Origin of the sequence: Serratia sp. N21D137 (assembly GCF_047530005.1) — a bacterium.
Lineage (GTDB): Bacteria > Pseudomonadota > Gammaproteobacteria > Enterobacterales > Enterobacteriaceae > Chania > Chania fonticola_B.
This window is the reverse complement of the sequence record NZ_JBLJAJ010000004.1, coordinates 85,203-109,024: the sequence shown is the minus strand read 5'-3', so window position 1 is coordinate 109,024 and position 23,822 is coordinate 85,203. Positions and strand designations below refer to the sequence as shown.

Genomic DNA, 23,822 nt, shown 5'->3' with positions numbered 1-23,822 from the left:
GATGGCGGGTTTTTTCTTACTACTGAACACTCATGCCCTTCTTTTCAGTTTGTTAACGCCCAATGCCCAAGTTGCTCTGTTCGCCTAAGCCAACTGATTTCAACTTGTCATTAACTAACAGATGCATCCAAACCGTTTTCCGCTTATCCTTTCACCCCGGCGTGAATAACCCCCGTTTATTCGCTTTTATTAAGATTTTTTGACCGCCGGAGCTCTGCACCATGACCGCACAACCCCAAGCCCTGAAAATCCGCCGCCCTGACGACTGGCATATCCATTTGCGTGACGACGACATGCTGAAAACGGTTCTGCCCTATACCAGTCAGGTGTTTGGCCGGGCGATTGTGATGCCGAACCTGGCCCCACCGATCACCACCGTTGCCGCGGCACGTAGCTATCGTGAACGTATTCTGGCTGCGCTCCCCGCAGAACATAACTTCACGCCGTTGATGACCTGCTACTTGACGGATTCCCTCGCTGCGGCGGAGCTGGTCAACGGGTTTGAGCAAGGGGTGTTCACCGCTGCCAAGCTCTATCCAGCCAATGCCACCACCAATTCCAGCCACGGCGTGAGCGATGTGACCGGGATTTATCCCCTGCTTGAGCAGATGCAGAAGATGGGTATGCCGCTGCTGATCCATGGTGAAGTCACCGATGCCAGCGTGGATATCTTCGATCGCGAGGCTCGCTTTATCGAACAGGTGATGGAGCCGGTACGCCGCCAGTTCCCGGAATTAAAAATCGTATTCGAGCATATCACTACCCGGGAAGCCGCTCAGTACGTGCAGGAAGGCAATCGTTTCCTTGGTGCCACCATTACGCCACAGCACCTGATGTTTAACCGCAACCACATGCTGGTAGGCGGGATCCGGCCACACCTGTTCTGCCTGCCAATCCTCAAGCGTAACATCCATCAGGAAGCGTTACGCAGCGCCGTTGCCAGCGGTTGTGACCGCTTCTTCCTCGGCACCGACTCGGCACCTCATGCCAAACACCGTAAAGAGACCAGCTGTGGCTGCGCAGGGGTATTTAACGCCCCGAACGCAATGCCCGCCTATGCCACCGTATTTGAACAATTAGGCGCGCTGGAGCACCTGGAAGCCTTCAGCTCGCTGAATGGCCCCCGCTTCTACGGCTTGCCGGTTAACCAGGACTTTATCACGCTGCAACGCCTGCCGGTGGCCCAGCCAGAGGAGATCACTTTGGGTAATGAAGCCGTGGTGCCCTTCCTGGCCGGTGAGACCATCAACTGGTCAGTGACAGACTGCTAAATATTTTATTTCTGCTCTTGCCTCCGGCGCCAGTTGACTGTATAAATATCCAGTAGACAGTTCCGGGGGCAATTATGCGTGTTGAAGTCACTATAGATAAAACCAAACCACTGCCGCCGGGGGCTATCGAAGCCCTGACCGGCGAATTCAGTAAACGGGTCAATCGCCAGTTTCCTGACACTACCGTCCAGATCCGTTATGCCGGTGCCAATGGCCTTTCCGTCATGGGCGGTGCCAAAACAGATAAAGACCTGATCGAGGAGATACTCCAGGAAACCTGGGAAAGTGCCGACGATTGGTTCAGTGCAGAATAATTCTGCAATGTCGTTGTTGCCGGGGGTCGCTCTCCGGCTTTTTTGTTTCTGCCGTATCGTCGTTTTGCCTGGAAGAAACAGCACTTGTGGTCTGTAATGATTAGACAACTTATGGTGCAACAAAGGTATAAACAATGGTTCCTGATAAAGACAAGCCCGAAGAAGCGATGACCTTTGGCGAGTTGCTGGCCCTGATCGCCGATCAAAAACGGCGGCTGAGCGTACTCGAGGTCGCTTTCTCTTATTTGTCTTTTGGCTTGAATGACAAAGCCAACCAGTTGCTGATCCACAGCCTGAAACTGGAAGCACAAAATCAGAACCGCGATCCTGAAATGCAAAAGCATTTCGCCCATTTGGCAGCCGAATTGGAAAGTCATGCGCACGTGAAACTTCCTCCTGCCGCCGAAGAGTAATATTGTTAGATGACTTAAGCACGGGCGCAGCATGCAGCTGCCCCAACCCTTTACCTAAAACCCCCAGCTATCCACTCCGCTAGCCGATTAATTACGCAAAAAATATTTATTTGCAATAAACCGCAGGAAAACACCCCACGCCAGATACTGAATGCGTATACTGTAAAAGCTCACCATGAAGGTGAGAAACATTGATCCTCGTTAGTAACTCCAGCTAGTCACTACTTGATAAGGGGTCTTTATGGACAGAAATGATGAAGTAATACAGACACATCCGCTTGTTGGCTGGGATATCAGTACCGTCGATGTTTATGATGCCATGATGATTCGCCTTCATTACCTGTCTTCACTAGACCAAACAGCCGAAGAAGCGCAAGTGGATCGGACTCTTTGGCTAACCACAGACGTTGCCCGCCAATTAATCAATATTTTAGAGGCTGGCATCGCCAAGATAGAATCTACGGATTATTTAGACCTTGATCGCAGAAAACATTAACCCATTCACCCTCAACCGCTAAGGCGTCGGCAATTAACCGGCGCCTTTTCTTTTGTATCGACCCGCATCGGTTCATGGTGCATTACCGCCGCCAAACTCTTATCATATCTGCCATCAGCGACACATCAAAGAAAGGACATGGCACGTGGAATATGACTTGATCATCGTGGGTAGTGGCTCGGTTGGGGCTGCTGCAGGCTATTATGCGACAGCCGCAGGCCTTAAGGTCTTAATGATCGACAGCGCTTTCCCCCCGCATCGTCAGGGCAGCCACCACGGCGATACCCGTATCATCCGCCATGCTTACGGCGAGGGCGAAAAATATGTGCCTTTTCTGCTGCGTGCCCAGGCACTGTGGAATGGATTAGAGCAGAAAAGCGGCGACAAGCTGTTTCATCCCTGTGGCGTGCTCACCCTGGGGCCACAAGACAGTGAATTTGTCACCACGGCACAGCGCAGTGCCAAAAACTTTAACCTCAATACCGAGTTACTGAGCGCCGAACAGATCCAACAACGCTGGCAAGAGTTCACCGCGCCAGCGGGTTATGTCGGCCTGTTCGAACCAGATGCAGGGATACTGCGCTCGGAACTGATTGTTGCCAGCTACGTCAGATTGGCCAGAGAAGCGGGCTGCGCCCAACTGTTTAATTGTCCGGTAACCGCCATCGAGCCAATCGATCAGGGGGTTGAGGTCGTGACTTCAGAGGGGCGCTACCAAGGGCGTAAAGCCGTGGTCTGCGCGGGAACCTGGGTCAAAAATCTGTTACCACAGCTTCCTGTTTCACCGGTGCGTAAGGTGTTTTCGTGGTATCAGGCAGATGGTCGTTACAGCGAAAACAACCGCTTTCCGGCTTTCACCGTTGAAGCGCAAGACGGCTGCCACTACTACGGTTTCCCCTCTGAGAATGACGGCTTAAAGGTCGGTAAACATGATGGTGGACAACCGATGGAGACAGCGGATCAGCGCAAGCCGTTCGGCTCCCTGGCCAGCGACGGTACCGAAGTATTCGGCTTTCTGCGCCACTTCCTGCCAGGGCTTGGCGTCTGTCTGCACGGTGAAGCCTGTAGCTATGATATGAGCCCGGATGAAGACTTTATTATCGACACCCTGCCTGGCTGCCAACGCCTGATGGTGATCACCGGCCTGAGTGGCCACGGATTTAAGTTTGCCAGCGTACTGGGTGAGATAGCCGCGCTGTTTGCGCAAGATAAGCCTTCATCCCTGGATATCACTCCCTTCAGCCTGCGGCGTTTCTGACCGTTCAATCCCCTGTTGGCCCCGCTCTGGCCAGCGGCAGGGGAAAACCCCAGCGATATGAATACACCAACCTACTGATATTAATGAAAAATAAGCTATGGACGGAAATATCTTCCTATAGCCACTGGATTTCCGAATTGATCCCACAACCGGGTAAGGCCTATTTTACATAATTAGGCTCTAGCCGTTTTGTATCTTCAACAAGGACGTCACTATGAAACTACTCGTTGTGGACGAATGCTGTTTCACTCGTATTGGGATCGCCAACCACTTTACTGACAACGTGTTTGCGTCAGTAAACTGCTGCCCAGACATCGACACCGCGCTTCCTCTACTGGCCAGTTTCAAACCCAGCCATATTTTGGTGAATCTGTCCAACTACTGCCGCTGCACAACAGACAATCAACTGCTTTCAGCGTTTATCACGGCGGCCTGGCGTGCAACGGTATATATTTATCTGGATGCTCCTTATCCCTACAGTGAAAGCCCGCTGCGTATTGCCAGCAATACTTTTTTATTCAACAAAACCGTGCTACCCATTGCGCTAAAAACGCTAAGTAAAAACCCAAGTGAGCTAATGAAGGATGAAGAGGCTCATTCGCTTTTCAGCCCGCAAGAATTGACGGTAATGCGCTATTGGATGTCCGAAATGCCGAATTATCGCATCGCCAAAAAATTACAGATCAGCGCCCATACGGTGTACGTGCATAAACGCCATATCACCGAGAAAATCAACGTGCGTAACCGGCTTGAATTTTATTCACTGTATAACATACTGCGTTATTTCTATCCGCCAGAACCCACCACCTTTAAGCCGGTGGGTTCGGCTTCGTTAGAGCTGCGGGCCGCCGTTTAAGCCTTATTTCGGCGTGATTTCGTTTATCTGGCGCCCATCGCCGAGGAGCATGGCCACCTTGCGTCCTCCGTCCATAGTTTCCAACGTGATGCGCGCGATAATGGTCAAGGGGACCGAAAGCAACATCCCCACGGGCCCCATCAGCCAGCCCCAGAAGATCAGGGAAAGAAACACCACCAACGTAGAAAGCCCCAGCCCACGGCCCATGATCCGCGGTTCCAGCATATTACCGATGATCAGGTTGATCAGGATATAACCCGCAGCCACCACGGCCGCATCGGCAAAGCCGTTAAACAGCAAAGCCTGGATCAGCGGCGGAATAGCGGCAATGATCGAACCAATATTGGGCACATAGTTGAACATGAACGCCATCATGCCCCAGATAAAGGCAAAACGAACGCCAACCCAGCTCAAAAAGCCCCAGACGATCAGACCTGTGGCCAGGCTGATGGCAGTCTTGATCACCAGATAGTGCGTGACCCCTTGCAAGGCCCTGCGGATAGTGGCCATCCCTTCGGTGGGATTATCCAGCGCCTGCTGCAGCTTAAAGGGCAAGACCTTTACCTCAAACAGCATAAAGACCACCGTCATCAATAACAGGAAGATGCTGGTCATCGCGCCGGAAAGTTGCCCTAGCAGGCGGGTCACCAGGTTCATGGTGGCGCCAGGATCGACATATTTGACCACCGCATCTGCCGAGAAGGTAATATCCAGATTGAAGCGTTGCGCCTGGTATTGCAGTTCACTCAACTTCTCCAGCATCATGCCCCGATATTGCGGCAAGGAGCGAGCAAACTCATTTAATGAAGCACCCAGCATACCGATCAAGGTCAGCAACAGCAGGACAATGGCAATCACCAACAGCGTCACCCCCAGCGCTCTGGGCACCCGAAAGCGTTCCAGTAGCAGCACCAGCGGGTTTAACACGATGGCCAAGAACACCGCCAGCAGGAATGGCACCACAATATCTGCCGCCGCCTTTATGCCAGCCAGGATCACCACCAGCATGGCCAGCATCATGATCAAACGTAGCTTGCGGTCATTAAACTCGGGTATGCCCATGAAAGTTCCTTGTGTGATACAGGCCCGCCAGGCCATTGATAAATACATGTTAGCAAATTATTCCTTGCTGTCGCAGGCATATCATCCTCAAGTTGCTGAAGGAATTAAATTAATCTTGGTCGACAGAGTGAACAAATAATCGTCGCTAGTCGTTATTCAATTATTTGCCAAGGTTTTTGGTGGTATTTACGAAAAATGACAAAAGCTGACAATGAAGAATAAAGTCGATAGATTTCAATTGGCCAGCATTTCCCCAACATCGCCAAAAAAACACCCTCTCCAACGATTCCTTTGACCAACTTGCCACAACTCAAACAAATCTACTGATTAATATTTTTATGATGTTACTTAGTTAAATTTATTATTGATTTATGTTTCTTAAAGTTTAAGTATTGCTGTCGGTAAATGAGTTTTGTAAGGAAAACTGATGCTCTGGAAAAATACCGCCGACCGCTTTGGTCACGTTTCTGTACTGATCCACTGGCTGGTGGCGCTGACCGTTTACGGCATGTTCGCCCTCGGATTATGGATGGTGACACTGGGCTACTACGACGTTTGGTATCACCAGGCGCCGGAGATCCACAAAAGTATTGGCACGCTGCTATTTATCGTCATGGTGGTACGAGTGGTTTGGCGTTTTATCTCGCCGCCGCCCAAGCCCCTGGCAAGTTATAGCCGTCTTACGCATATCAGTGCCGTGCTCGCCCATATCGCACTTTATACCGTGCTGTTCGCCATCCTGATCAGCGGCTACCTGATCTCGACCGCCGATGGTCAGGCAATCAGCGTATTTGGCTGGTTTGACGTACCGGCCAGCGTGACCGGTTTGCCACAGCAGGCCGACACCGCCGGGACTATCCACCTTTATCTGGCTTGGGCCGTCGTCGTGCTTTCAGTACTGCACGCCCTGGCCGCGCTTAAACATCACTTTATTGATGGTGATGTGACTTTGAAACGGATGCTGGGACGCAGCACCGATTAACCCTTTGGATTTATGGAGATATTGCTATGTTGAAGAAAACCGTATTAGGCTTGGCCGCGGGTGCCCTGCTGTTAAACGCCGGTTCCGCTCTGGCTGCCAACTATAAAATCGACAAACAAGGCCAGCACGCCTTTATCGAATTCCGCATCCAGCACCTGGGCTACAGCTGGATTTATGGCTCTTTCAAAGATTTTGACGGTGGCTTCACCTTCGATGAAAAAGACCCTGCTAACGATAAAGTCAACGTAACCATCAACACAGCCAGCGTAGACACCAACCACGCCGAGCGTGACAAACACCTGCGCAGCGCCGATTTCTTGAACGTCGAAAAGAACAAGCAGGCTACCTTTACCTCTACCGAAGTGAAAAAAGACGGTGAAGGTTATGCCGTAGTCGGCAACCTGACGTTGAACGGCGTGACCAAGCCGGTCACGCTGGCAGCCAAACTGGTCGGCGAAGGTAAAGATCCTTGGGGCGGTTACCGCGCCGGTTTCGAAGCCAACGGTAAAATCAAGCTGAAAGACTTTGGCATCACCACCGACCTCGGCCCGGCTTCCCAGGAAGTTGAGCTGATCATCTCGGTCGAAGGCGTTCGCGAGAAGTAATACATTCTTTATACAACAAGGGCGCTGAATTTCAGCGCCCTTGTTTCTATTTCTATCCTACGCGCAACACCCTACTCTTTCGGTTCTGGGATATGCATGGTGGTTTGCAACAGCCCTTTGGACTTATTGAAGATTTTTACGCCATTCTCGCGGCCAGCCCGGCGGGCTCGCTGTTCTTCACGCGGTAATTTCAGCTCTTCACGGCAGGTCTCGCTGCAGCAGCCAGCAAACTTCTCGGCACAGCTTGGGCACTGGATAAACAGCAGATGGCAGCCGTCGTTCAGGCAGTTGGTGTGAGTATCACATGGCGCACCGCACTGATGGCAGTTGGCGATCACGTCCTCTGAGATACGTTCCCCCATGCGCTCGTCAAACACAAAGTTCTTGCCGATGAACTTCAGTGGCAACCCCTTCGCCTTCGCCTGGCGGGCATACTCGATAATACCGCCTTCCACGTGATAGACGTTTTTGAAGCCATTATGCAGCATATAGGCGCTGGCTTTCTCACAACGGATCCCACCGGTACAGTACATGACAATATTTTTGTCTTTCTGCTCCTGTAGCATCTCCACCGCCATCGGTAGCTGATCGCGGAACGTGTCGGAAGGCACTTCGATCGCCTTCTCAAAGTGCCCGACCTCGTACTCATAGTGGTTGCGCATATCGACGAACACCGTATTCGGATCGTCGATCATCTGGTTAACGCGATCGGCCTGCAGATACTCACCCACATTGGCAGGGTTGAAGGTCTCATCTTCAATCCCATCGGCCACAATACGTTCACGCACTTTCAGACGCAGTACCCAGAAGGATTTGCCATCGTCTTCCAGCGCAATATTCAGGCGCACCTGGTCCAGAGCCGGGTGCGAAGCAAACAACACGGTTTTGAACGCGTCAAAGTGACTCTGCGGCACGCTGATCTGCGCATTGATGCCCTCTTTGGCCACGTAGATACGGCCAAACACCTTCAGCTTATCGAACTGAATATACAGGCTATCGCGAAATGCTTTGGGGTCGTCAATGGTGAAATATTTATAAAAAGAAACTGTGGTGCGTGGCTCGGTTTCGGCCAGCATACGCGCCTTCAGTTCCTCATTAGAAATTCGGTTATGTAACACTGGCATGGTGTACTTTCCTGTCTTTCGGGAGGTGACTGATTGAGTGCCCACGGGCCGTTAGCCCGCGCGCGGCGCACATCATACCCGAAAATAGGCTGCAACACAGCATTAACCCGGCGGCAATGATTTCCGCACAAAGCTTGACGTTATTGGCAAATACCGATAAGCCTAGTGCAAGTTGTAGCAACGAATTTTGACGGACCATGAGGAAATTATGAGCCAGCTGTTTACTCCGATCACCCTGGGGCTACTGCGGTTGCCTAACCGTATCATTATCGCCCCCATGTGCCAGTACTCTGCCGACAACGGTAAAGCCACCGAATGGCATACGATGCACCTTGGCCATCTGTCCCTTTCCGGGGCGGGTTTGCTGATTGTGGAAGCCACTGCGGTATCACCAGAAGGACGTATTTCTCCGGGGGATCTGGGCCTGTGGGACGACGCTACCGAACAGGCACTTGCCGACGTGGTACAGGCGGTGAAAAAACACGCCACCATGCCTTTGGGGATCCAACTGGGACACGCTGGCCGCAAAGCTTCCTGCGCTCTTCCCTGGCAAGGTGGAGCCCAGTTGGCCAGGAATGAGGGCGGTTGGCAAACGCTCTCTGCCTCTGCCCAGCCCTTTAACCCTCTGGATGAGGCTCCACAGGCCATGAGCTTGGAGCAAATTGAGAAGTTGAAGGCGCAATTTGTTGCAGCGGCACGGCGTGCCGACCGTCTCGGCTTCGATCTGATCGAACTGCACGGGGCACATGGTTACCTGTTGCACCAGTTCCTTTCGCCACTGGCCAATCAGCGCACCGATCAATACGGCGGATGTCTGCAAAATCGGATGCGATTGTTGCTGGAAATTTTCAGCGAGGTGCGGGCGGTGTTCCCCGCCAACAAAGCGCTTGGCGTGCGGATCTCCGCCAGTGACTGGGTTGAAGGCGGCTGGAACGAACAGCAGTCCGTTGAGCTGACCAGCGCTTTAAAGGAATTGGGCTGCGATTACATTCATATTTCCAGCGGCGGCCTGTCGCCGCAGCAAAAAATCCCGGTGGGGCCGAACTACCAGGTCCCCTTTGCCGAAACCATCAAACATAAAGTAGGGATACCAACCATCGCCGTGGGGTTGATCACCGAACCGGAGCAGGCAGAAGCGATCGTCGCCACCGGTCAGGCCGATATGGTCGCGCTAGCGCGCGGTATTCTCTATAACCCACGCTGGCCGTGGCACGCAGCCGCCAAACTGGGGGCCCAAGTGCAGGCTCCGCCGCAGTATTGGCGCTCAGAACCACACCGGGTGAAAGGATTGTTCAAAGACCATTAAAACGGCCTCAAGCGGGTGTCTAGCGCCCGCTTGACCATTCCGTTGCCCCAGAAATAACCGCCCCAGCCAGCAGTCCGCCCCCCGCTACGGCTAGCAAAGGGTTGTACTGCATATAGGCACCAAGACAGCCAAGTAACCCACCGATCACCAATAGCCCAGCGCTTAACCATGATGTCAACATAGTTACCTCCTGAATCAATAAACGGATAAAACACTGCCTGACTTATAGGCCGATTCTTACTTCATTTGACCAAAAAACCAACAACCGCACCTGATTTAGGCCTAAAAAGGGTGTTTTAATGCGGTGAGTTTTCCTGTTACATAAGAAAAATGTCACAATACGCTACTATAAACGGCAGAAAACCATTGCATAGACCGAGTCGTTCAAGCAACCCGTGGCCAGCAAAAAATTCTGATGGCGACCCACAACAAGACTTATGGCAACTCGACGCGCCTATGCATTTTATCTGTTATTACTGTTAAATGACTGCTTCTAAGCTGAGAACCTATGACGCAAGTTCCTTCTTTCAATCGATCTTTACTGCATCCACGCTACTGGCTTACCTGGTTTGGCATCGCCTTACTCTACCTGCTGGTCCTGCTGCCCTACCCAATCATTTATCGTTTGGGGACCGGATTAGGTCGCTTTTCAATGCGTTTCCTCAAACGCCGGCGAGCGATAACTGAGCGTAATCTGGAGCTGTGCTTTCCGGATATGCCGAGAGCCGAACGTGATGCGTTGATCGCCAAGAACTTCGAATCCGTGGGGATGGGGCTGTTTGAAACCGGCATGGCCTGGTTTTGGCCCAACTGGCGTATCGAGCGCTGGTTCAGCGTCAGCGGCCTGGAACACATTCAAAAGGCACGGGACAATCATCAAGGGGTGCTGCTGATCGGCCTGCACTTCCTGACGCTGGAGTTGGGTGCTCGTATCTTTGGCATCCACAATCCGGGGATCGGCGTCTACCGTCCACACGACAACAAGCTGATGGACTGGCTACAGACCTGGGGCCGTATGCGCTCCAACAAATCCATGCTGGATCGTAAAGACGTCAAAGGGATGATCCGCGCCCTGAAACAGGGTGAGATCATCTGGTACGCACCGGATCATGACTACGGCCCGCGCAGCAGCGTGTTTGCCCCGCTGTTTGCAGTGGAAAAAGCAGCGACCACCACCGGCAGCTATGTGTTGATACGCATGGGGAAACCGGCGATCATTCCCTTTACGCCACGCCGCCTGCCAGAAGGTAAAGGGTACGAACTCATCATGCAGCCAGCAGTGGAAAATTTCCCGCTGGATAACGAAGTCGAGGCTGCAGCCTTTATGAACAAGGTGGTAGAAAAAGAGATCCTGATGGCGCCGGATCAATATATGTGGCTACACCGCCGCTTCAAGACCCGCCCAGAAGGTGAGCCTTCTCTCTATTAATCGCTACGGGCCGAGATGGCCCGCATGATATTGTCGCTTTCCCAGCAACAGGAGCTTCTATGTATATCGTCAGCCTGACCTACCACCGCCCGATTGAAGAAGTAGAAGGCCATCTTGAAGGGCATATCGCCTGGTTGAAGCACCATTTTCAAGCTGGCAGCTTTATTGCCTCTGGCCGTAAGAACCCACGTACTGGCGGCGTGATCCTGGTAAAAGACATGGAGCGCTCCAAGCTGGATGCCATCCTGGCAGAAGATCCCTTCGTCGCCGTGGCCAATTATGAGGTGACAAACGTCGCTCTCACCACCACCAACGCCGGATTCGAAGCCTTGGCCGGTGTCTGAAACCCTCGTTCCCGCGTTGTCCTGCGCGGGAATAATTGTCATTCCCTGTTTTAAAACTTTATTTCTTTTTCACGCAAAATCACACAGTTGCTCAATTGATAACCTGCGTTATTAGGCGCATACTTACCAGGCTAACTTTTTTTGCCTTGCGTAATCGCCAGGCATATCTTCCCCCGCACGGAAACTTATGGCCCCGGCAGCAGAACCTATCAATTGGCAACGTAACCTGTTCATCACCTGGCTGGGCTGCTTTCTGACCGGTGCGGCCTTTAGCCTGATCATGCCGTTCCTGCCGCTTTACGTTGAAGCTCTTGGTGTTACCGGCCATCAGTCGCTGAATATGTGGTCCGGATTGGTATTCAGTATCACTTTCCTGTTCTCCGCTATTGCCTCACCGTTCTGGGGCAGTCTCGCCGATCGCCGTGGGCGTAAGCTGATGTTGCTGCGTTCTGCGCTGGGAATGGGCATTGTAATGGTGCTGATGGGCATGGCGCAGAACATCTGGCAGTTTCTGGCACTGCGCGCGGTGCTGGGGCTGCTCGGCGGCTTTATTCCCAACGCCAATGCGCTGATTGCTACCCAGGTGCCGCGCCATCGCAGCGGCTGGGCGCTGGGCACTCTATCGACCGGCGGCGTCAGTGGCGCCCTGATTGGCCCATTGATTGGCGGTTTGCTGGCTGACCAATATGGCCTGCGCCCCGTGTTCTTCATCACCGCCACGGTGCTGTTTATCTGTTTCCTGCTGACGCTGTTCTGCGTACGAGAACAGTTCACTCCGGTACAGAAAAAAGACATGCTGCATGCGCGCCAGGTGTTTGCCTCGCTCAAAAGCCCCAAGCTGATCCTCAGCCTGTTTGTTACCACCATGATTATCCAGATCGCCACTGGCTCGATTGCCCCAATCCTCACGCTTTACGTGCGCGAACTGGCGGGCAACATCAGTAATCTGGCATTTGTCAGCGGTTTGATCGCTTCGGTACCCGGCGTTGCCGCCTTGATGAGTGCGCCACGGCTGGGCAAACTGGGCGACAGGATCGGCCCAGAGCGGATCCTGGTGTTTATGCTGGTGATTTCCGTGCTGTTGCTGATCCCGATGGCCTTTGTCCAGACACCGTGGCAACTCGGCGTATTACGCTTCCTGCTCGGCGCTGCCGATGGCGCACTGTTGCCTGCTGTGCAAACCTTACTCATCTACAACTGTACCAATCAGGTTGCCGGGCGAATATTCAGCTATAACCAATCTTTCCGAGATATCGGCAACGTTAGCGGCCCACTGCTCGGCGCTGCCGTTTCTGCCAGCTATGGATTCCGCGCGGTATTCTGCATGACAGCGCTGGTGGTGCTATTTAACGCGTTCTATTCCTGGTGGTGTCTGCAGCGGCGGCCAGCCAGAACGCGTGAAGACACGTTGTAAGAAGAGTAATAGCGCTATTTATCGCCAGTTGTTCTGATAAATATTACCCAAGCCCCGTTTCCCTTACTTTTACTATTGTTACCATCCCGCTTCATCCCGCCCCCAATCTCGAAGAATAATATTATTAACACCTTGTTTTTAGACAAAAAAATCACAAACAGAGCAATAAACCACCTGTCAATGAAAATAACGCCACAACCAACATAAAAACCAATAAAGTAGATGTTTGTCGACTTTTCGTCTAAAAAATGGGATACAGGTACTAGACAAAGCCACCATTCAGTTATCAAATGGTTAAATAATATCACGCCAGAAGTAACATTCTGACCAAGTGAATAAAATAGCCTGCAGGGTTTTCAAGCTTAATAGGCACTGCGGCTGAGGTTTTGTCAGGTAATCCGCATCAGCGGGATTACCTCACTTACAGACACAGACATACCACAGTATCTGCTGCCAGCGCGCAGCACATTATATTGGGAAGACTTTATGCAATCCTCTGTTAATCAGAAAGAAAGCCGGACGTTCCTCGGCCATCCATATCCTCTCGGCTCGCTGTTCTTCACTGAAATGTGGGAGCGCTTCTCGTTTTATGGCATTCGTCCGTTACTGATCCTGTTTATGGCCGCCACGGTTTATGACGGCGGCATGGGTTTGGCGCGCGAAAACGCCTCGGCGATCGTCGGTATCTTTGCTGGCAGTATGTACCTGGCGGCACTGCCGGGTGGCTGGTTAGCCGATAACTGGCTCGGCCAGCAAAAAGCCGTTTGGTACGGTTCGATTCTGATCGCTTTGGGACACCTGTCGATTGCCCTGTCCGCTATTATGGGCAACGACCTGTTCTTCGTCGGCCTGATGTTTATCGTGCTCGGTTCCGGCCTGTTCAAAACCTGTATCTCGGTGATGGTCGGTACCCTGTACAAAAAAGGCGATGCACGCCGTGACGGTGGCTTCTCGCTGTTCTACATGGGTATCAACATGGGCTCCTTTATCGCCCCGCTGATTTCCGGCTGGCTGATCCGCTCACACGGTTGGCACTGGGGCTTTGGCATCGGTGGTATCGGGATGTTGGTGGCCTTGGTGATTTTCCGTGTGTTCGCAGTACCGGCCATGAAGCGCTATGACAGCGAAGTGGGTCTGGACTCAACCTGGAACAGCCCGGTTGCCAAGAAAAATGGCGTGGGTGCCTGGCTGATTGCGCTGGCCGTGGGCGTTGCCGCGATCGTGATTATGATCTCACAAGGTATCATCGTGATTAACCCGGTCGCCGTTGCCAGTATGCTGGTTTACGTCATCGCCGCCTCGGTCACGCTGTACTTTATCTACCTCTTCTTCTTTGCTGGTCTGAGCCGCAAAGAACGTGCGCGTCTGCTGGTCTGTTTTATCCTGCTGATCTCTGCCGCCTTCTTCTGGTCGGCCTTCGAACAGAAACCGACCTCGTTCAACCTGTTTGCTAACGATTACACCAACCGCATGATCGGCGACTTCGAGATCCCGGCGGTATGGTTCCAATCGATTAACGCACTGTTCATTATCCTGTTGGCGCCAATCTTCAGTTGGGCCTGGCCAGCTCTGGCCCGTAACAAAATCCGCCTGAGCAGCATCACCAAATTCGTGATTGGTATTCTGTTTGCCGCCGCAGGCTTTGGCCTGATGATGCTGGCCGCGCAACAAGTGTTGGGCAATGGCGGCGCTGGCGTGTCACCGATGTGGCTGGTGGGCAGTATCCTGATGCTGACGCTGGGTGAGCTTTGCCTGAGCCCGATTGGCCTGGCGACCATGACGCTTCTGGCACCGGATAGAATGCGTGGCCAGATGATGGGCCTGTGGTTCTGTGCCAGCGCGCTGGGCAACCTGGCCGCGGGCTTGATCGGTGGCCACGTGAAAGCGGATCAGTTGGACATGCTGCCAACCCTGTTCGCCCGCTGCTCTATTGCTCTGGTGATCTGTGCCGCCGTGCTTATCCTGCTGATCGTCCCGATCCGCCGCATGCTGGAAAACACCCAGGGCAAAAGCGGTGACAAACCGGTCACGCATGCCTGATAGACACTAAGTAATCAGCCTTTAGCCAGCGCAAAGCGCTGGCTTTTTTATGCCTGCCAGGCACGTGCTTGCAACACCACGCGATAACCATCCAAATCTTCAAACGTTTGTCCATGCACATCCCAATAAGGGTTGTAGGCCTGCACTCGTTCAAAACCACTGGCTAGCATCCGATCGCACCTTCTCTGCCAACATGTTATTTCCGGCACATAAAATACCAACAGGTTGTCCTGTGTCGGTGCGCGTCCAACCAGTACACCACGGTGATGAGTGAATTCCAGATGATAGGCATGGCACGGATGGCCAAGCATAATGCCATCGAACCCCTGGTGATCTGCAAACTCACCCAGTTGTTCAAACCCGAGCCCCTGGCAATACATTTTGGCAATCGCGGCCAAATGATCGGTGGGCCGGGCGATCCGTAATACCGCGTTGGCAAGCTCCATATTTCCTCCCGTTGGCAAACAGCTAGCCTAAGCCGTTTCATGGCAAAACGGCGTACAGGAAATGCGCTTTGCGGTAGCGGCAAGACATGGCATGCTGCAACAGACACGTCATCAGGATCCAGAGGAGAAACAATGCTGTTTAACGTCGATTTTCTCCCAGAGAATCAGTCTATCGTGCCATTTTCAAAGGACTATCAGGATGGTGATAGCGAACCGGATCACAGCCACAACTGCGCTCAACTGATCCATAGCCTTAGCGGTGTGGTACAGGTGAATACACACGTGGGCAGTTGGGTAGCCCCCCCAGGCCGTGGCGTTTGGTTACCGGCCAAAGTGGAACATAATCTGCGTTTTAGCGGTAACGTGGCGATACGCACGCTGTTCGTCGATCCCCTGGCCCGTGCCGATTTACCTGCTCAGTGCCAGGTTGTGCAGATTTCTCCCTTATTGCGTGAACTGATTATCAGCGCGATGGATATTCAGCCCGGCTACCGGCCCGGCGGACGAGAAGAACGTATTATGGAACTGATCCTCGATGAGTTGCGTATGCTGCCGATCCTGCCCCTACACCTTCCCGAGCCACGCGATGGCGTCTTATTGGCCCTGTGCCAGCACATTCAGCAATCTTTGGCGCAGCCTTGGGAGTTGGAGCTGGCGGCGCAGCACATCAACGTCAGTGGCCGTACGCTGTCCCGTCGCTTCCAACGTGAGACTGGCCTACGCTTTAGCGACTGGGTGCGTCGTGCCCGCCTGCTGGCGGCGCTCAACGCCCTGGCCGCCGGAAGATCGGTGCTGGAGGTGGCTTTGGATCTGGGCTATGACAGCCCCAGCGCGTTTAGCGCCATGTTCCGCCGCCTGCTTGGCGTTTCCCCCAGCACCTATTTTGCCCAGGCTCAGCCAGCGATCACGGCAAACAGCGGCCAGCCACGTTGAACAGAGCCTGGAGCGAGGCACTGGCCGAGTCGGCGTCAATCCCTACGCCGTAAATTGCCTCCCCCCTTGCTGGGGTACAACGGATATAGGTTACTGCCCGGCTATGGCTCTGATGCCCCAGGGTGTGTTCATGGTAATCGTCGATAGCCAGCACCAGGCCAAAGCGCTGGCATAACGCATCTACCGCGCTGGACAACAGCCCATTACCGCTGCCTTGCAACTGCATGGGTTCCCCCGCCAGAGCCACCTGCGCCGTGAAGCTGTAAGCCGCCCCACCCTGGCTTTGCGTTTGATAGCTGAGCAGCTGTAAGCGCGGCTGTTCCACCAATCCGTAGCTGTTGCGGAACAGCCGCCAGATTTCCGCCACCGTCATCTCCTTGCCGCTTTCATCCGTGGCCTGTTGCACCACTTTGCTGAAATCGATCTGCAAGCCACGTGGCAAGCGCAATCCATGATTCTGCTCCAGCAACCACGCGGCACCGCTTTTGCCAGACTGGCTGTTAACGCGGATCACCGCCTCATAGCTGCACCCCACGTCCGCCGGATCGAGCGGCAGATAAGGCACTTGCCATAACCCATCTTCACGCTGCTGTTGGGCGGCAAAGCCTTTCTTGATGGCGTCCTGATGCGAACCCGAGAACGCGGTAAACACCAACTCACCGGCATAAGGATGGCGCGGATGTACCGGTAACTGGTTGCACTGCTCCACCACTTCAACCACTTCCTTCAACCGGCTGAAGTCCAACCCTGGCGCGATGCCCTGGGTGTACAAATTGAGCGCTAACGTCACCAGATCGACATTGCCCGTGCGTTCGCCGTTGCCAAACAGGCAGCCTTCCACTCGGTCAGCCCCCGCCAGCATGGCCAACTCGGCGCAAGCAACACCGGTACCGCGATCGTTATGCGGATGCACGCTGATGGTCACCTGCTTCCGCTGGCTGAAGTGGCGACAGAACCATTCGATCTGGTCGGCATAAATGTTCGGGGTACTCACCTCCACGGTGGCCGGCAGGTTGATAATCATGGGCCGCAGACGTTCAGGTTGCCACACGTCCGCCACCGCCTCACAGATTTGCAGGGCAAACTCCAGCTCGGTAAAGCAGAAAGTCTCTGGAGAGTACTCGAAGCACCAGTCGGTTTCCGGATGTCGATCGCACCATTGGCGAATACGGCGTGCGCCATTCACCGCCAGCGCCACGGTAGCGGCCTTGTCCTGCTTGAAAACGATATCGCGAAACATCGGGGCGGTGGCGTTATACAGATGCACGATGGCACGTGGAGCCCCTTGTAACGACTCCATCGTGCGATCGATCAGATCGTCTCGCGACTGCGTCAGCACCTGGATTGAGACGTCATCCGGGATCAGCCGTTGCTCGATCAAGTGACGCACAAAGTCAAAATCGGTTTGCGATGCGGAAGGAAAAGCCACCTCGATTTCCTTAAACCCGCAGGCCAGTAACAGTTGGTAGAACTGTAGCTTGCGAGCGTTATCCATCGGCTCGGCCAACGCCTGATTGCCGTCACGCAGATCGCTGGAACACCAGCGCGGTGCCTGCTGCTGGATACGCCCCGGCCACTGACGATCGGGTAAATCGATGGCCGGGAACGGCCGGTACTTGCTTGCTGGGTTGGCTAACATCCTGATTCTCCTACAGACCAAAGGGTGTAGCCATTATTTCCTGCCCGTAGCCAGGCGTCTCCCGGCTGATGGACAATCATCGTCGCAAAACGGACAACAAAAAATTTGCATCCTGCGACGATGCGACAACAATTAATGCTGATGTTCCCCAAGATGATTGAAAAAGGAGATGAGCATGAGCCTGTATGCCACGCTGGAAGAAGCGATCGAAGCCGCTCGCGAAGAGTTTATCGAAACGGCGGAAGGTGGCGATGATGATGAGCCGCCGGTACCCCAACAGTTTAACCTGCAGAAATACATCATGCTGGATGGCGATACGATGTGGCAGGCCGAGTTTTTCGAAGAGGAAGGTGAGTCTGTCGAATGCATGACGATGCGCAGCGGTGCTGCCGCCCAGGCCATTTTTGACGGTGACTACGACGAAATTGAGATCCGCGCCGAGTGGATCAACGAAAATACGCTGCATGAGTGGGAGGAAGGGGATTTTCAGCTCGATCCTCCGCTGGATACTGAAGAAGGCCAGAGCGCTGCCGACGAATGGGATGAACGTTGAGCCAGTTGGGTGGGCGCCTGGTCGCCCACCCTCGCCTTGACGCCCCTGGCTACGCATTGCATGCTACTACATTCTCCCCCTTGACACAGGCAGGTATCATGCTCATCAGGCAAGCGGTTCCCAGTGATTATCCCGCAATTCTGGCGCTACAGGCGCAAAATACTCCAGAACAACTTAGCCCCCAGCAGCGGCAACAGGGCTTTATCGTCTCGCAGATGAACGAAAAACAGCTGGCAAGTATCAACAGCGGCCTGGGTATTTTGATCGCTACCGAAGAAGAACAGTTGGCTGGTTTTGTCTGCCTGATGCCAACCGACGCCCAACCCCGACCGCCAGTAGTGGATGCCATGCTGCACACGTTGGCCACACAGCGGTTTCAAAACCAGGCATTGGATCAACAACGGGTATTTCTGTACGGCCCGGTATGCCTGAGTGCCGATTGGCGGGGAAAAGGCGTTCTACGCCAGTTGTTTACAGCGGTGAAAGCGCGAACTCAGCAGGATTTCGACGTTGGCGCGCTGTTTGTTAATGAGGATAACCCGCACTCGCTGGCCGCCCATGTCTCTGGCCTGGGAATGACGGCGTTGACCACTTTCGATTGCAATAACCAAAGCTATCAACTGGTGGTCTTCGCAACCAGAGGCTAGAACCTATTCGTAAGGCCCGTGCTGAGCATCAAACGGCAGCATAAAGGTATCCACCACCAGCGAGAGCGGTACATCAATCACCATAACACTGCGCCAGGGAGTATCACGCAAATCCCATTGCACCCCTGGATAATATTGGTGCCCGTGGCCTGCACCAGGCACCGTACGGCTGATAATGCTACCGCAGCCAGATAATGTCGTCGCCATAGCGGCCAACAGTGCCAGACGGACTAGTAAAGCCATTTTCAACATCCAAACTTTTTTGAGATTGAAACGAAAAAGGGGAACACGCAGTGCGCATTCCCCTTTAATTAATACTAACCGTCAGCGTTGGCCGACGGGGTGAGCCAGTTCATTATGCGGTAATTGCCGATAATGTTCGCGCCAAGCCTCGCCCTGCGGCAGCAGCCAAATGCGCTGATGCAGGCGTGACAACGCCACCGGATCGCTTAGCAGCTCAAGGCGTTTGGCTTTCGCCAACTTCTCTGGCCCTACTTCCAGCGCCTCGTTCACCCGCTCTTCCCGCGTCCGATCGATAATGGCGCGCAGATGGTGACGAGCCGTTGCCAGCGCGGCAGCCAAGGCGTTGTAGGACGGGTCCACCGCAGCATGCATAAAACCGTTGCGCAAGGCACGCTGGCGATTAAGCTGCAGATAGGTGTCTGTGGCAACCAGCTCACGCGGCGGATCGTACTCTTCCGGGATCAGGAACAGCTTGGCTCGCTTGCTCTTGAGACCGAGCGTAGCGCGACTCGACAGCGCCGAAACAAACGGTGACAGGATCAGCGAGAAGACGATCGGTGACAGCCACCACAGGAAGTTCAGATCCAGCAATGCCATGCCGCCGCCCCAAACCAGCCCAAGCAACATTTGCGAACCGTGACGCTTGAAGGCTTCGCCCCAAGGGGTGTCATCATCATCACGCTGCGGCGAGTTCCACACCACTTCCCAGCCCAGGAAGGCGCTGACCACAAACACGGTATGGAACAGCATGCGCACCGGCGCCAACAGCACTGAGAACATCACTTCCATCAGCATGGAGATCAGCAGACGGATCGGCCCGCCGTACTGCTTCGAGCCTTTTGCCCAAACCAGCACGATACTCAGCAACTTCGGTAAGAACAGCAGCACCATGGTGGTAGAGAACAGCGCAATCGCCAACTCTGGCTTCCACTGTGGCCACACCGGGAACAACTGCCGGGGTTGCAGGAAGTATTGTGGCTCCACCAGGGTATGCACTATCTGCAAGGCAGTGGACAGCGCCAGGAACATAAACCACAACGGTGCCGACAGGTAGGACATCACGCCTGTCAGGAACACCGCGCGGTGTACCGGGTGCATGCCTTTTACCAGGAACAGACGGAAGTTCATCAGGTTGCCATGACACCAGCGGCGGTCGCGTTTCAGCTCGTCCAGCAGGTTAGGCGGTAACTCTTCATAACTGCCCGGCAGATCGTAGGCGATCCACACGCCCCAGCCAGCACGACGCATCAGTGCGGCTTCCACAAAGTCATGGGAGAGGATGGAACCGGCAAACGAGCCCTCACCCGGCAACGGTGCCAACGCGCAGTGCTCGATAAAGGGTTTTACCCGGATGATGGCGTTATGACCCCAGTAATGGGATTCGCCCAACTGCCAGAAGTGCAGACCAGCGGTGAACAACGGGCCATAGAGGCGCGTGGCGAACTGCTGCACACGGGCATACAGCGTATCCATGCCTGAGGCTTTTGGCGCAGACTGGATGATACCGGCGTTCGGGTTGGCTTCCATCAAGCGCACCAGACCGGTGAGGCACTCGCCGCTCATCACGCTGTCCGCGTCCAGGATCACCATGTAGCTGTACTCACCGCCCCAACGACGGCAGAAGTCGTCGATGTTGCCGCTCTTGCGTTTCACACGACGGCGGCGACGGCGGTAGAAGATACGGCCGTGGCCCTCAACATCGCGGCACAACTCCATCCAGGCTTTCTGTTCGGCGACGCAGATATCGGGATCGTAACTGTCGCTCAGCACATAGATATCGAAATGCTCGAGCTGACCCGTCGCCTTCACCGACTCATAGGTTGCCCGTAACCCGGCAAAGACCCGTTCGACATCTTCGTTACAGATCGGCATGATCAACGCGGTACGGTGCGCTGGGTCGATCGGCTCATCACCTTTGATAGTCGAAGAAATGCTGTATTTATCTTTGCCAATCAGCAGTTGCAGGAACCCCATCAGCGCCGTCCAGAAACCGGCAGAGACCCAGCAGAACAGAATGGCAAACAGGATCAGAATACCGGTCTGCAAAAGATAAGGTAATATTTGCAACATCGACTGCATCAGATCCTGATCGAACATGGCGATAGGATCGATCAGCGCCCAGCCCTGATAAGGCAGGATGGTTTTCATGTACCAGGTAGCGATACCGGTTTGCACCAACATCAGGATCAACAGCACGTAACGGCGCATTGAACCGACAATACGCCAGCGGTTTTCCGCTTCGGCTTCTTCTTTGCTGGCATGACGATTATGCGTCTTACGGCCCAGCAGAGTATCCCAGAAACGCCCCACCGGGTTGGTGCGCCAGGCTTCAGGGAACATGGTGGTCCGTTTTATCGGCGGCGTGGCTTTCAGGATGGTGCGCCCTTCCGGGTCACAATCAAAATCGTCGTCATCGACGGCATCCGGCCAAGCCTGGCTGATGCGTGCCTTGACCGAGGCCAGGGCAATGTCATCGGCAGGTAGCGACGCCACATTGACATCAGCGGCTCCCATCTGCCGATGCAAAGCCTCCAGTGCCGGGGTATCACCCGCCATCACTTGTTGTTTGAGCACCCCTGACCGCTCATCGGTCAGGGGCATTGCCGCAAGATATTCCTGGGCAGTTTCAGTAGACTTATTCATTGGCAGGTAGCTGATAGCTCCAGGTTTCCGTCAAGGTCTTGTCACCGTTGACCAACGCAGCACGCATTTCTACCGGCTGTTTCTCGTCTTTCACTTTCAGACGCACCGTCAAACGCCAGCCTTTGGTGACCGGATTATAGCGAACGCTGTTTTCCACCATTTCGCCGTTGTCACCAATGCTGATCTGAGAAGCCACCGGCGTATCGGCATCCAGCGCTTTCAGTGCCGGGCCGACGAAGTCAACCAGGAACGCCACGCTGCCGTCCGGCTCACGGATCAGGTTTGACTGCTTCACATCACCGGTTGAACGCATGGTTTTACCCACGTAGCCGATATCCTGTGAATGCAGCTTCTCTTCGTCGCGGGTGAAGTACAGGCGGTAGTTCAAGGCCAACGGCGTTTTTGCATCAGGCAACACGTCCGGCGTCCAGAACGCCACGATGTTATCGTTGGTTTCATCCGCAGTTGGGATCTCTACCAGCTCAACCTTGCCTTTGCCCCAATCGCCGCGCGGCTCAACCCAGGCGCTTGGACGCAGATCGTAACGATCGTCCAGGTCCTGGTAATCACGGAAATCACGGCCACGCTGCAGCAGACCAAAACCTTTCGGGTTTTCGATGCTGTAAGTGCTGACGGACAGGTGCTTAGGATTGTTCAGCGGACGCCAGATCCACTCGCCGTTACCGGCATGGATAGACAGACCGTTGGAGTCATGCAGCGCCGGGCGGTAATTCAGCGTTGGCGAAGGATTGCTCGGCCCGAACAGGAACATGCTGGTCAACGGTGCCATACCCAACTTGCCCACTTTGTCGCGCAGGAACACTTTGGACTGGACATCTACCGTGGTATCGCGGCCGGGGTAAACCACAAAACGATAAGCGCCGGTAGCACGAGGAGAATCCAGCAAGGCATAAATCACCAGGTGTTTGTCGCCCTGCTTAGGACGTTCGATCCAGAACTCGCGGAAACGCGGGAACTCTTCGCCAGATGGCAAGGCGGTATCAATCGCCAGCCCACGGGCAGAAAGCCCATAAACCTGCCCTTTACCCACTACGCGGAAATAGCTGGCGCCCAGCATACTCATGATTTCGTCGTTCTTATCCGCACTGTTGACCGGATAGAGCACTTTAAACCCGGCGAAACCGAGCTTCTTCACCGAGTCGGGATCGTGCTTGACGGGGCCAAAGTTGAAATAGTCCGGGCTGTATTTGATCTCTTTGACGCTGGTGGCCGTGACCTCATTGATGGTAACCGGCGTGTCGAAGTACATCCCTTGATGGTAGAACTCAAGCTTGAAAGGGGTTTTCAGCTTACTCCACACGGCTTTATCGTGATTGAACTGGATCTGCTGATAGTCCGCGAACTTCATATCGCGAAACTGAGAAGGAAGGTTGCTCTTCGGGGCTTCAAAGCCTTTGCCTGCCAGATCCTGTGCCTGTTTGGCCACATCGTCGATAGAAAAAGCCCAAGCCTGCGAACTCAACAACGTGCATAAAACGGTAGCACCTAACCAACGTACGCTCGTGGCGTGTGGTTTTTTTGATAATAGATTTACTAGCACATCCCCCCCTATTCGTGTGCTCAAAATATTCAAAATCCATATTAATGGATTATTCTGCTCGCCGACAACATGATAAACGTGTGCTGATGTTTACGGCCTAGAGTTTAAGCAGTTGTGCAGCGTAGCAAGCCGTGCTCCAAGACGCTATGGAAAAATGTCGGTCGCTATAGTAGGGTTTGAGTTTGCGATTACCCCATTGCCGACTTATTAAGCGGGTTTACACTCCCCTGATGCAACCACCAG

The 23,822-nt window shown here is 53.9% G+C and carries 24 protein-coding genes; 16 read left to right on the top strand and 8 right to left on the bottom strand.

All coding sequences use genetic code 11. The features are described from left to right. Nucleotides 1-221 precede the first annotated feature (221 nt). The 6 genes from pyrC (at nucleotide 222) to ACMV5H_RS04920 (ending at nucleotide 4,608) form a co-directional block, all read left to right on the top strand. Nucleotides 222-1,271: a dihydroorotase gene (gene pyrC, locus ACMV5H_RS04945; protein WP_021178314.1), complete on the top strand. Its 1,050-nt coding sequence runs from the start codon at nucleotides 222-224 to the stop codon at nucleotides 1,269-1,271. A gap of 74 nt (nucleotides 1,272-1,345) precedes the next feature. Further along, complete coding sequence (gene dinI / locus ACMV5H_RS04940; protein ID WP_021178315.1) at nucleotides 1,346-1,585, top strand: DNA damage-inducible protein I; 240 nt, start codon at nucleotides 1,346-1,348, stop codon at nucleotides 1,583-1,585. Between the two features lie 134 nt (nucleotides 1,586-1,719). Then, nucleotides 1,720-1,998, top strand: a complete 279-nt coding sequence (locus ACMV5H_RS04935) for a hypothetical protein (protein ID WP_021178316.1) — start codon at nucleotides 1,720-1,722, stop codon at nucleotides 1,996-1,998. A 241-nt stretch (nucleotides 1,999-2,239) separates the two neighbouring features. After that, nucleotides 2,240-2,494: a biofilm formation regulator BssS gene (gene bssS, locus ACMV5H_RS04930; protein WP_024485935.1), complete on the top strand. Its 255-nt coding sequence runs from the start codon at nucleotides 2,240-2,242 to the stop codon at nucleotides 2,492-2,494. Between the two features lie 145 nt (nucleotides 2,495-2,639). Then, a complete protein-coding gene (gene solA, locus ACMV5H_RS04925) occupies nucleotides 2,640-3,752 on the top strand; it encodes an N-methyl-L-tryptophan oxidase (RefSeq protein ID WP_166734775.1) in 1,113 nt (370 codons plus the stop codon). A 214-nt stretch (nucleotides 3,753-3,966) separates the two neighbouring features. Next, the gene (locus tag ACMV5H_RS04920; protein ID WP_115158362.1) at nucleotides 3,967-4,608 is read left to right on the top strand and encodes a LuxR C-terminal-related transcriptional regulator; all 642 of its coding nucleotides are present in this window, start codon (nucleotides 3,967-3,969) and stop codon (nucleotides 4,606-4,608) included. Between the two features lie 3 nt (nucleotides 4,609-4,611). Here the strand turns inward: ACMV5H_RS04920 and ACMV5H_RS04915 are convergent, their stop codons facing one another. Continuing rightward, entirely contained in the window at nucleotides 4,612-5,670 is a 1,059-nt protein-coding gene (locus ACMV5H_RS04915) for an AI-2E family transporter (RefSeq protein ID WP_094982283.1), read from the bottom strand. Between the two features lie 427 nt (nucleotides 5,671-6,097). Here ACMV5H_RS04915 and ACMV5H_RS04910 point away from each other — a divergent pair, with 427 nt between their 5' ends. Continuing rightward, nucleotides 6,098-6,652 (top strand): cytochrome b, encoded by a 555-nt coding sequence (locus tag ACMV5H_RS04910; RefSeq protein WP_021804727.1) that lies wholly within the window; start codon nucleotides 6,098-6,100, stop codon nucleotides 6,650-6,652. A 26-nt stretch (nucleotides 6,653-6,678) separates the two neighbouring features. Then, a complete protein-coding gene (locus tag ACMV5H_RS04905) occupies nucleotides 6,679-7,257 on the top strand; it encodes a YceI family protein (protein WP_021804728.1) in 579 nt (192 codons plus the stop codon). 71 nt (nucleotides 7,258-7,328) lie between these two features. On the opposite strand, the gene ACMV5H_RS04900 is transcribed toward ACMV5H_RS04905, so the two are convergent. Further along, on the bottom strand, nucleotides 7,329-8,381 hold the full coding sequence (locus ACMV5H_RS04900; protein WP_021804729.1) for a rhodanese-related sulfurtransferase: 1,053 nt from the start codon (nucleotides 8,379-8,381) through the stop codon (nucleotides 7,329-7,331). Nucleotides 8,382-8,589: 208 nt separating this feature from the next. On the opposite strand from ACMV5H_RS04900, the gene ACMV5H_RS04895 reads away from it, so the two are divergent. Beyond that, the gene (locus ACMV5H_RS04895; protein ID WP_414821530.1) at nucleotides 8,590-9,687 is read left to right on the top strand and encodes an NADH:flavin oxidoreductase/NADH oxidase; all 1,098 of its coding nucleotides are present in this window, start codon (nucleotides 8,590-8,592) and stop codon (nucleotides 9,685-9,687) included. 19 nt (nucleotides 9,688-9,706) lie between these two features. Here ACMV5H_RS04895 and ACMV5H_RS04890 read toward each other — a convergent pair whose 3' ends face one another. Next, nucleotides 9,707-9,868, bottom strand: a complete 162-nt coding sequence (locus tag ACMV5H_RS04890) for a hypothetical protein (protein ID WP_059200549.1) — start codon at nucleotides 9,866-9,868, stop codon at nucleotides 9,707-9,709. A 327-nt stretch (nucleotides 9,869-10,195) separates the two neighbouring features. On the opposite strand from ACMV5H_RS04890, the gene ACMV5H_RS04885 reads away from it, so the two are divergent. The 4 genes from ACMV5H_RS04885 (at nucleotide 10,196) to ACMV5H_RS04870 (ending at nucleotide 14,914) form a co-directional block, all read left to right on the top strand. Next, nucleotides 10,196-11,116, top strand: a complete 921-nt coding sequence (locus ACMV5H_RS04885; protein WP_024486561.1) for a Kdo(2)-lipid IV(A) acyltransferase — start codon at nucleotides 10,196-10,198, stop codon at nucleotides 11,114-11,116. Between the two features lie 59 nt (nucleotides 11,117-11,175). Further along, nucleotides 11,176-11,460, top strand: coding sequence for a YciI family protein (locus tag ACMV5H_RS04880; RefSeq protein ID WP_021804733.1), 285 nt, complete (start codon nucleotides 11,176-11,178; stop codon nucleotides 11,458-11,460). Nucleotides 11,461-11,647: 187 nt separating this feature from the next. After that, the gene (gene mdtG, locus ACMV5H_RS04875; RefSeq protein WP_414821529.1) at nucleotides 11,648-12,874 is read left to right on the top strand and encodes a multidrug efflux MFS transporter MdtG; all 1,227 of its coding nucleotides are present in this window, start codon (nucleotides 11,648-11,650) and stop codon (nucleotides 12,872-12,874) included. Between the two features lie 486 nt (nucleotides 12,875-13,360). Continuing rightward, a complete protein-coding gene (locus tag ACMV5H_RS04870) occupies nucleotides 13,361-14,914 on the top strand; it encodes a peptide MFS transporter (protein ID WP_037374874.1) in 1,554 nt (517 codons plus the stop codon). 47 nt (nucleotides 14,915-14,961) lie between these two features. Here the strand turns inward: ACMV5H_RS04870 and ACMV5H_RS04865 are convergent, their stop codons facing one another. Then, nucleotides 14,962-15,360: a VOC family protein gene (locus ACMV5H_RS04865; protein WP_414821528.1), complete on the bottom strand. Its 399-nt coding sequence runs from the start codon at nucleotides 15,358-15,360 to the stop codon at nucleotides 14,962-14,964. A gap of 132 nt (nucleotides 15,361-15,492) precedes the next feature. On the opposite strand from ACMV5H_RS04865, the gene ACMV5H_RS04860 reads away from it, so the two are divergent. Further along, nucleotides 15,493-16,293: an AraC family transcriptional regulator gene (locus tag ACMV5H_RS04860; protein WP_021804737.1), complete on the top strand. Its 801-nt coding sequence runs from the start codon at nucleotides 15,493-15,495 to the stop codon at nucleotides 16,291-16,293. Here ACMV5H_RS04860 and leuA read toward each other — a convergent pair. Then, complete coding sequence (leuA, locus tag ACMV5H_RS04855; RefSeq protein WP_414821527.1) at nucleotides 16,265-17,932, bottom strand: 2-isopropylmalate synthase; 1,668 nt, start codon at nucleotides 17,930-17,932, stop codon at nucleotides 16,265-16,267. The genes ACMV5H_RS04860 and leuA overlap by 29 nt on opposite strands. Nucleotides 17,933-18,107: 175 nt before the next feature. On the opposite strand from leuA, the gene ACMV5H_RS04850 reads away from it, so the two are divergent. After that, nucleotides 18,108-18,485, top strand: a complete 378-nt coding sequence (locus ACMV5H_RS04850; protein ID WP_021804739.1) for a MysB family protein — start codon at nucleotides 18,108-18,110, stop codon at nucleotides 18,483-18,485. 98 nt (nucleotides 18,486-18,583) lie between these two features. Further along, a complete protein-coding gene (locus tag ACMV5H_RS04845; protein WP_179252936.1) occupies nucleotides 18,584-19,132 on the top strand; it encodes a GNAT family N-acetyltransferase in 549 nt (182 codons plus the stop codon). 3 nt (nucleotides 19,133-19,135) lie between these two features. Here the strand turns inward: ACMV5H_RS04845 and ACMV5H_RS04840 are convergent, their stop codons facing one another. The 3 genes from ACMV5H_RS04840 to ACMV5H_RS04830 all read right to left on the bottom strand — a co-directional run bounded on the left by ACMV5H_RS04840 (nucleotide 19,136) and on the right by ACMV5H_RS04830 (nucleotide 23,579). Beyond that, entirely contained in the window at nucleotides 19,136-19,375 is a 240-nt protein-coding gene (locus ACMV5H_RS04840; protein WP_414821526.1) for a YceK/YidQ family lipoprotein, read from the bottom strand. Nucleotides 19,376-19,456: 81 nt separating this feature from the next. Further along, nucleotides 19,457-22,018 carry a glucans biosynthesis glucosyltransferase MdoH gene (gene mdoH, locus ACMV5H_RS04835; RefSeq protein WP_414821525.1) on the bottom strand — a complete coding sequence of 854 codons (2,562 nt, stop codon included), beginning with the start codon at nucleotides 22,016-22,018 and terminating at the stop codon, nucleotides 19,457-19,459. Further along, on the bottom strand, nucleotides 22,011-23,579 hold the full coding sequence (locus ACMV5H_RS04830) for a glucan biosynthesis protein G (RefSeq protein ID WP_037374882.1): 1,569 nt from the start codon (nucleotides 23,577-23,579) through the stop codon (nucleotides 22,011-22,013). Before ACMV5H_RS04830 ends, mdoH begins: the two co-directional genes overlap by 8 nt. Between the last annotated feature and the right edge of the window lie 243 nt (nucleotides 23,580-23,822).

Coding starts and splice junctions, on each gene's coding strand:
- ACMV5H_RS04935 (WP_021178316.1), top strand. CDS start 1,720: ATGGTTCCTGATAAAGACAAGCCCGAAGAAGCGATGACCTTTGGCGAG.
- ACMV5H_RS04840 (WP_414821526.1), bottom strand. CDS start 19,375: ATGGCTTTACTAGTCCGTCTGGCACTGTTGGCCGCTATGGCGACGACA.
- bssS (WP_024485935.1), top strand. CDS start 2,240: ATGGACAGAAATGATGAAGTAATACAGACACATCCGCTTGTTGGCTGG.
- ACMV5H_RS04920 (WP_115158362.1), top strand. CDS start 3,967: ATGAAACTACTCGTTGTGGACGAATGCTGTTTCACTCGTATTGGGATC.
- mdoH (WP_414821525.1), bottom strand. CDS start 22,018: ATGAATAAGTCTACTGAAACTGCCCAGGAATATCTTGCGGCAATGCCC.
- ACMV5H_RS04900 (WP_021804729.1), bottom strand. CDS start 8,381: ATGCCAGTGTTACATAACCGAATTTCTAATGAGGAACTGAAGGCGCGT.
- leuA (WP_414821527.1), bottom strand. CDS start 17,932: ATGTTAGCCAACCCAGCAAGCAAGTACCGGCCGTTCCCGGCCATCGAT.
- ACMV5H_RS04905 (WP_021804728.1), top strand. CDS start 6,679: ATGTTGAAGAAAACCGTATTAGGCTTGGCCGCGGGTGCCCTGCTGTTA.
- ACMV5H_RS04880 (WP_021804733.1), top strand. CDS start 11,176: ATGTATATCGTCAGCCTGACCTACCACCGCCCGATTGAAGAAGTAGAA.
- ACMV5H_RS04860 (WP_021804737.1), top strand. CDS start 15,493: ATGCTGTTTAACGTCGATTTTCTCCCAGAGAATCAGTCTATCGTGCCA.
- ACMV5H_RS04850 (WP_021804739.1), top strand. CDS start 18,108: ATGAGCCTGTATGCCACGCTGGAAGAAGCGATCGAAGCCGCTCGCGAA.
- mdtG (WP_414821529.1), top strand. CDS start 11,648: ATGGCCCCGGCAGCAGAACCTATCAATTGGCAACGTAACCTGTTCATC.
- ACMV5H_RS04895 (WP_414821530.1), top strand. CDS start 8,590: ATGAGCCAGCTGTTTACTCCGATCACCCTGGGGCTACTGCGGTTGCCT.
- ACMV5H_RS04915 (WP_094982283.1), bottom strand. CDS start 5,670: ATGGGCATACCCGAGTTTAATGACCGCAAGCTACGTTTGATCATGATG.
- ACMV5H_RS04885 (WP_024486561.1), top strand. CDS start 10,196: ATGACGCAAGTTCCTTCTTTCAATCGATCTTTACTGCATCCACGCTAC.
- pyrC (WP_021178314.1), top strand. CDS start 222: ATGACCGCACAACCCCAAGCCCTGAAAATCCGCCGCCCTGACGACTGG.
- ACMV5H_RS04910 (WP_021804727.1), top strand. CDS start 6,098: ATGCTCTGGAAAAATACCGCCGACCGCTTTGGTCACGTTTCTGTACTG.
- ACMV5H_RS04890 (WP_059200549.1), bottom strand. CDS start 9,868: ATGTTGACATCATGGTTAAGCGCTGGGCTATTGGTGATCGGTGGGTTA.
- dinI (WP_021178315.1), top strand. CDS start 1,346: ATGCGTGTTGAAGTCACTATAGATAAAACCAAACCACTGCCGCCGGGG.
- ACMV5H_RS04870 (WP_037374874.1), top strand. CDS start 13,361: ATGCAATCCTCTGTTAATCAGAAAGAAAGCCGGACGTTCCTCGGCCAT.
- ACMV5H_RS04845 (WP_179252936.1), top strand. CDS start 18,584: ATGCTCATCAGGCAAGCGGTTCCCAGTGATTATCCCGCAATTCTGGCG.
- ACMV5H_RS04865 (WP_414821528.1), bottom strand. CDS start 15,360: ATGGAGCTTGCCAACGCGGTATTACGGATCGCCCGGCCCACCGATCAT.